The sequence below is a fragment of the Sphaerospermopsis reniformis genome, assembly GCF_005402885.1.
GTDB lineage: Bacteria > Cyanobacteriota > Cyanobacteriia > Cyanobacteriales > Nostocaceae > Sphaerospermopsis > Sphaerospermopsis kisseleviana.
On the sequence record NZ_BJCE01000257.1, the window covers coordinates 1 to 7351 of the forward strand.

Genomic DNA, 7351 nt, shown 5'->3' on the forward strand with positions numbered 1-7351 from the left:
GGAAAATAACCTGTGATAAAAATTGATAATTTATCCCCCTTCGCCCTTACAGGAGATCAAGGAGTCAGGAGTCAGGGAGAAATTATTTGTATTTTCCCAGTCACCAGTCACCAGTCACCAGTCACCAGTCACCAGTCACCTGTCACCAGTCACCAGTCACCAGTCACCTGTCACCAGTCACCTGTCACCTGTCACCAGTCACCAGTCACCTGAATTATTGACTTCATTGGCAACAATACCAATTAAATTTAACTGACTCAAAATTTCTGTTGTTTGCATTAGTTGATGTGGTGTTAATTGCCCGATGCGTCCGACGATGACAATACCATTAGAAACAGAGGCGATAATTCTCGCATCAACACTATCTAAAATAGAAGAAGTATCTATTAAAACTAGATCATAGATTTTTTCAAAAGACTCTATTAATTCTTTAAGTCTTTCTGAACTGAGGAGATTCACTACATTATCTGGTTGGGGTCCTGCGGTTAAAACATCTATTGATGGGTGAATAGGTTGAATATAATTTTGAAATTGTGTCTTGATGTCATCCAGCAATAATAAAGATAAACCCCAATCATTAGAGATTCCCAAAATTTTGTGTAAGCTGGGCGATCGCAAATTAGCATCAATGACTAATACCCGTTGGTGCATATTCGCTGCACTCGCTCCCAACCCTAAAGTTAAGGTTGTTTTCCCTTCTCCTGGTAGTGCAGAAGTCAACATCAAGGATTTAAAAGGTAAGGAATTTTTAAAGATTTGCAGATTTTGGTAAATCATATCCAGGGTTTCATGGCTGGATAATTTACTTTTGTTTTCTGTCTTTATGTTTTCTGTATTTATGTTTTCTGTAATTACCGATGCTTGTTTTTCTTGCTTCTGTCTCAATATTTCTTTCAATCTGCTTTTTAAACTAGGTTTACCCAATTTTGGCACAGAACCAAGTAATCTGATATTTGTTAGTTTTTGTAAATGTAAAGGTGAAAAAATTACCTTGTTAAACATTTCCCAAGTTAAGACTACAATCACACCTAAAATTGGTCCAGTTACTATTCCACCAATAATCAATAACCATTTTTTTGTACCAATATAAATACCTACTGCTGGTTCTTCCAAAATTTCCCACTCAAATCCGCTTTGAGCAATTTTCAATCCTAATGATTGTTGGAATTGTACCAGTTGTTCAAGTGTTTGGCGTTGGATTTTTACATCGGATAACAAACGATTATATTCTGATATAAGGCTGGGGTATGTATTTAATTGTGTGCGAATTTCTTGTTCAGATTTAACTAAGTTATTTTCTTTATTAATGAGTGAATTTCGTTGTTTACTCAACCCGGCTAACTCCTCAGATAATTTATTATCAACAGTTAATAAATTCTCTGTATTTTGATCAGTATTAGTAGCTGTATTTTGCAATTGTTCTTGTAATAATGCCATCTGAAGTTGGCGTTTTTCCTTCAGTCTGATCACCACTGGAGAATTATCGGTGTAGCGCAAACGCTCCTGAGCTAAATTAGCTTCTGTTTTTCTAAGTTCATTGACTAAAGCTTCATAGTTACTGGAACGATTTAAACTAGCAGTTAACTGTGCATTCTTTTGGGAAGATGCTAATTTTTGTTCTAGACTTTTGTAGCGATTTTCTACAGTTTCGAGTTGTAACCGGTTATTTTGTCGTTGTTTCTGAATATCAGCCAGAGATTCTAACAATATTTTACTTTGTATTTGTGGATCAATTACATTATGTTTCCGGCGAAAAAATGCTAATCTTTTTTCAGCCGCTAATGTCTCATTCTGTAACCTTGGTAATCGGTTGTTAACAAAGGCTAAACCTTGATTAACACGCTGATTTTTTTGTTCAAGATTATAGTCTTGATAAACTTTTTGCAGAGCTTGTAATACTCTTTGGGTTTTGACAGGATCGGGGTCTTTAAATGAAACGATAAATACTTGATTATTAACCCCATTAGATGATAATTTTTCTTCTGCGGGTTTGATTTGCAAATATCCAGTTTTGCCAGTATCACTGTTACCTTTGATATCTTCTAAGGTAATATTGGGATAATCAGCACGTAGTAAATCAACTGCTTTTTGTACTAGTTTAGAACTCAGCATTAATTTCATCTGCTGGGTATATTCTCCAGATGAATTATCAGAATTATTTAACTGACTGGTTGCATCTATTTGGCTCTGTGTTTGGCTCTGTGTTTGGCTCTGTATTTGGCTCTGAGTTGATCGTAATTCTTGATCCAAATCATCAGTTATCATGATTTGCATAGAACTCTGGTACATCGGTTTTGTGATGACAGCCAAAAGACTTGTAACTGATATTACTGCACAAGAAACCCCCAAAATTAAAAAGCGTCTGTAAAACAAAATTGTAGCTATTTGTCTAAGATCAAATACGCTTTGTTTAGAGGTAGTAATTACTTGTTTACGATTGAGATGACTTGTAGCCACTAGAAAAGTCCTCTACTATGAAAATAATATATCTGGAAGATAATGATGAGAGCAAATTTTGAGATCAAACTTTGAGATATTTTTCCTTGGAGATAATTGATACTCAAAGTTATTTCTTACATCAATAAGAGTTATTCTTTCCATGTTGATGAACTACTTGACAGAACATATCCTACATAGCTCTTAGATCATTAATTCATCCCGATATATGTCCAGTCAGCACTATGATAGTAAATTTATTCAGAAGAATTTTAAATATTTAATGAAGGATAAATAGGAAATATATTAAGTATGAAAAATATTCAGGACGATAAGTGATCTAACTTTAAAAAAAACATTAAAAAAACATTAAATAAACATTAAATAAACCTAAGAGGATGTTTTAAAAGTAGTATAGTATGATTTTAATCACATTGCTACCCCCCTCACAGGGGTAGGTTTTTAATATGATCTGTGAAGGCAAGACCAGGAAGACAAGGAAGGCTTGTCCTGAGCGTAGTCGAAGGGATGGACAAGGAAGATTTGATACGCACAACAGTATTTTGACGGACTTTTTTGGTTACCAAGAGCATCTGATTTTGTACGGTTTTCCTCCCTTGTCCACCTTGTCCACCAAGTCTTGCCCTGACGACAATGTAAAATACCTACCCTTGTGAATTACCTACCCCTCCCCTACTTTTCCGACTGACAGATCCGACTTTTCCGACTCCAGAGGTAACAATAGATAGCTATTATCAGCATATAAGAAGTAGTACCTCATAGAAAAAACTATGCTTATAGCTGTATCAATGATTATTATTTCTATTAAAAAACTAGAAAATTAAAGATTTTTTCAAAGATTTTTTCCCTGTTCCCCGTTACCTGTTCTTTCTTACCCAATAGTAATTTAGCATAACAAGTACCGAATAATCATGTTTAATCGTATATCTGAAACTCTCATACACAAGATCCGCTGGGTATTAACTATCCTATGGCTAGGATTAATGGCATCTTTTTTATATGATCCTTTATCTTCAATATTGACTAAACCTGAAAATACTTGGAGTCCTTTGAGATTGTCCAATACTTGTATTCAAGTACAAGATAAATGCCTATCACAACAGCCTTATCCTCTGGGAACAACCTTATTTTGGGGAGCAATTATTCCTATTTCTATTTTCATTTTACTAGTGTTCGGACATGAAATGTGGCGAAGAATTTGCCCCCTATCTTTTTTATCACAAATTCCCCGCTCTTTAGGTTGGCAGCGTCAAATCAAACGAGAAGATCCTAAAACTGGCAAAATACGTTATGAGTTAGTCAAAATTAAGCCTGATTCATGGTTAGGCAAAAATTATCCCTATGTACAATTTGCATGGCTGTTTGTAGGGTTATGTGGTCGTATTTTATTTTTTAATGCAGATCGTTTAATGTTAACATTATGGCTATTATTTACCATTGCATTCGCTATTATTGTGGGTTATTTATATAGTGGTAAGTCTTGGTGTAACTACTTTTGTCCGATGGCTACAGTGCAAAGGATTTATAGTGAACCTGGTGGATTATTTAGCAGTCAGGCTCATACAAGTGAGGAATTAATTACTCAATCAATGTGCCGTACTACATTACCAGATGGTAAAGAAAAAAGTGCTTGTGTAGCTTGTCAAAATCCTTGTATTGATATTGATTCCGAAAGAACTTATTGGTCTGATTTAAAACGTCCAGAATCATCGTTTGTACGTTACGGCTATGTTGGTTTAGTTATTGGTTATTTTGTTTATTACTATCTGTATGCTGGTTATTGGGATTATTACTTTTCTGGTATTTGGGCAAGAGAAACCGATCAACTTGCATCACTGTTTGCACCGGGATTTTATGTGTTAGGAAAAACAGTTAATATACCTAAAATAGTTGCAGTGCCTATGACTCTTGGAGGATTTACAGCCCTGGGCTATGGGTGGGGAAAAGTAATAGAAAAGAAAGCAAAAGCTTATAGTCTGCGTCATCATCTTCATCTTTCTATTGATACTATTAGACATCGAATTTTTACCATTTGCACCTTTGGCATTTTCAACTTCTTTTTTATTTTTGCTGGTCTTCCTCTCATTATATTATTGCCATTATGGATACAATATTTATACGATATATTATTAGTCATCTTGAGTACAATGTGGCTATACAAAACTTGGGGACGTAGCCAGGATATTTACTCAAGAGAAAGTGTTGCTAATCGTTTATGCAAGCAACTAGAAAAACTAGATATCAATTTGCCCAAATATTTAGATGGACGTTCTATTAAGGAATTAAATACTCATGAAATATATGTATTAGCCAAGGTATTACCAACTTTCACAAAAAACAAACTCTATCATGCATACAAAGGTGTGGCACGGGAATTTTTAGTAGAAGGAAAGATGAAATACTCTGAAGGTTTAGAAGTATTACAAAAAATGGCTCAAGATTTGGAAATTTCAGAGGATGAACACTGGGAAATTCTCAATCAGTTGGGTGTGGAAAACGTAGAAATTATCAATTCTCCTCTGGAAATAAAAAATGTAGAAAATAATGTAGAAAATGATGAGCTATTGCAAAAACTGCAAGATTTGAATCAGGTATTGCAAAAACATTTCGATAAAATTCTTTATGTACCAACCAAGTATACTGGTTTTGTACTAGTAAAAGATAGTTTGCAGAAATTAAGGCGATCGCAGGAAAAAGAAAAATGAGAAATATGAAATATAAAGTTTTTATTTAGATCCCGGACTTCTTTAAGAAGTCCGGGAGTCATAACCCCGACTGACTCATGACTAGTGCTATAGTATATAAAGAAATGTAAAGGGATTATCAATACTGTCATGCAGGATAAAGTTATTGTCATCGTTGGTGCTACTGGTGGTATTGGTTCAGCCTTAGTTCGTCAACTTGCACCCACTGGGGCTAAATTGGTATTAGCTGCTAGAAATGCCTTGAATTTAACAACATTAGCTAGTGAGTTATCAGGGGAAGTGCTGACAGTGCCAACGGATATTACACAACCAGAACAGGTGGAAGCATTGATACAAGCAACTGTGGCGCAGTTCGGTAAAATTGATGTTTTGGTAAATGCGGCTGGTTTAGGTATTCTCAAGGCATACAACAATATAGAATCAGGGGAATTAGATAAAATTCTGGACTTAAATTTAAAAGGTTGTTTTTATACCTCTCAAGCTGCTGCTAAGGAAATGCAAAAACGCAAATCTGGCCATATTTGTAATATAGTCGGGATTTTAGGTAAACATTCCATGCCGATGGCTGCGGCTTATTCTGCTTCTAAGTTTGGGGTTGTGGGTTTTAGTAAGTGTATGGCGGATGAACTTAAACGTTTTGGTGTCAAGTTTACTTTGTTTTATTTTGGTGGTGTAGATTCTCCTTTCTGGGACAATGTAAGTTTAAAAGTAGATAGAAGTAAAATGTTAAGTTGTGAAACGGCGGCTAATGCTGTTTTCTATGCTTTATCGGCTGAACCTCAAGCTGTGCCAATGGAAATTAATATTCAGCCTGATAGTCATTTATTTTTCTAAGAGCTTTTTTCAGGTAAATGAATCATACTTAAATACAAGTTTCGCGCAAAGTGCAGAGGTGCAAAGTCGTAAAGAGAAACTTAGTTTTATTGCTGGTGTGTTTCATTTACCTGATCACTGTTAACTGATAATTGATAACTGATATGCTGCAAATTGATCACGTTCACTTCTATGTAGAAGATGCCCACACTTGGCGCGATTGGTTTGTCAAATATCTGGGTTTTCAAAGAGTAGTTAATTCATTTTTTTCAAGTTATGAAAATCAGGGAAGTTCATTACACACTCTGACTGAAGTTGTGAAAAATGGTGATGTCTATTTTTTACTTTCTTCACCTCTTTTACCCTGTAGCCCTGTAGCGGAATATTTACGTTTTCATCCTCCTGGTGTAGTTGATGTGGCTTTTGTGGTGGAAGATTTAAAGGCAGTTACGGCAAAGGCTACTGCTAATGGTGCTACACTTTTACAACCTGTTGAAAATGGTGAATTTTACAAATATGCAAAAATTTCCGGTTGGGGTAAATTAAGTCATTCATTAATTGAAAGAAATATTGAGAAAACAATTATTGAACAGGATGGTTTTATAGGTATAGATCATGTGGTTTTAAATGTGGAAGTCGGGGATTTACAAACTGCTGTTAAATGGTATCAGAATATTCTTGATTTTCAACCCCAACAAAGTTTTAATATTCAAACTGATTTTTCTGGTTTGCATAGTCAGGTGATGATTTCTGCTAATGGTAAGGTACAATTACCAATTAATGAACCTGCTTCTGCTAATTCCCAAATTCAGGAATTTTTAGCATTTAATCGTGGTTCTGGTGTGCAACATATCGCTTTACAAGCTGCAAACTTAATTGATGCGATCGCTCGTTTTCGGGCTGCTGGTTTATCTTTTCTCTCTGTTCCCAAAAGCTATTATTTACAATTACAACAACGTTTAGAATTGCCTTTATCACCTGAAGAATTACAGGCGATCGCCCAACAAGAAATTTTGGTAGACTCTCAACAAGATGCACCTTTAGAAGCTTTACTATTGCAGATTTTCACCCAGCCAATTTTTAATGAACCTACTTTTTTCTTGGAATTTATTGAACGTCGTTCTCAAGCTGCTGGTTTTGGTGAAGGTAATTTTCGCGCTTTATTTACTGCTATGGAAAGCGAACAAATTAAACGGGGGTTTGTAAAAGGTGACAGGTGATTGGTGACTGGTGACTGGTGATTGGTGATTGGTGACTGGTGACTGGTGACTGGTGATTGGTGATTGGTGACTGGTGATTGGTGATTGGTGATTGATGACTGGTGACTGGTGACTGGTGACTGGTGACTGGTGACTGGGTAATCAATTTTATGTTTC

The 7351-nt window shown here is 35.5% G+C and carries 5 protein-coding genes and 1 pseudogene; 4 read left to right on the forward strand and 2 right to left on the reverse strand.

The window, feature by feature from the left end:
- The first annotated feature begins 12 nt into the window (after positions 1-12).
- Entirely contained in the window at positions 13-213 is a 201-nt protein-coding gene (locus FFR48_RS23400) for a hypothetical protein (RefSeq protein WP_162501947.1), read from the forward strand.
- Here the strand turns inward: FFR48_RS23400 and FFR48_RS23405 are convergent.
- Positions 199-2457: a GumC family protein gene (locus FFR48_RS23405; RefSeq protein WP_137669022.1), complete on the reverse strand. Its 2259-nt coding sequence runs from the start codon at positions 2455-2457 to the stop codon at positions 199-201. The two genes, FFR48_RS23400 and FFR48_RS23405, sit on opposite strands and share 15 nt — an antisense overlap.
- A gap of 911 nt (positions 2458-3368) precedes the next feature.
- Between FFR48_RS23405 and FFR48_RS23410 the strand changes: the two genes are divergently transcribed.
- The 3 genes from FFR48_RS23410 (at position 3369) to hppD (ending at position 7195) form a co-directional block, all read left to right on the forward strand.
- The gene (locus FFR48_RS23410) at positions 3369-5162 is read left to right on the forward strand and encodes a 4Fe-4S binding protein (protein ID WP_137669023.1); all 1794 of its coding nucleotides are present in this window, start codon (positions 3369-3371) and stop codon (positions 5160-5162) included.
- Positions 5163-5291: 129 nt separating this feature from the next.
- The gene (locus FFR48_RS23415) at positions 5292-5996 is read left to right on the forward strand and encodes an SDR family oxidoreductase (protein WP_137669024.1); all 705 of its coding nucleotides are present in this window, start codon (positions 5292-5294) and stop codon (positions 5994-5996) included.
- A gap of 143 nt (positions 5997-6139) precedes the next feature.
- On the forward strand, positions 6140-7195 hold the full coding sequence (gene hppD, locus FFR48_RS23420) for a 4-hydroxyphenylpyruvate dioxygenase (protein WP_190346656.1): 1056 nt from the start codon (positions 6140-6142) through the stop codon (positions 7193-7195).
- Here hppD and FFR48_RS23425 read toward each other — a convergent pair.
- Positions 7164-7351, reverse strand: a pseudogene (locus FFR48_RS23425) (hypothetical protein); the annotation flags it as partial. The gene hppD and the pseudogene FFR48_RS23425 sit on opposite strands and share 32 nt — an antisense overlap.

What these genes read in the sequence shown, in the direction of transcription:
- FFR48_RS23415 (WP_137669024.1), top strand. Translation starts at nt 5,292, where the DNA reads ATGCAGGATAAAGTTATTGTCATCGTTGGTGCTACTGGTGGTATTGGT.
- hppD (WP_190346656.1), top strand. Translation starts at nt 6,140, where the DNA reads ATGCTGCAAATTGATCACGTTCACTTCTATGTAGAAGATGCCCACACT.
- FFR48_RS23410 (WP_137669023.1), top strand. Translation starts at nt 3,369, where the DNA reads ATGTTTAATCGTATATCTGAAACTCTCATACACAAGATCCGCTGGGTA.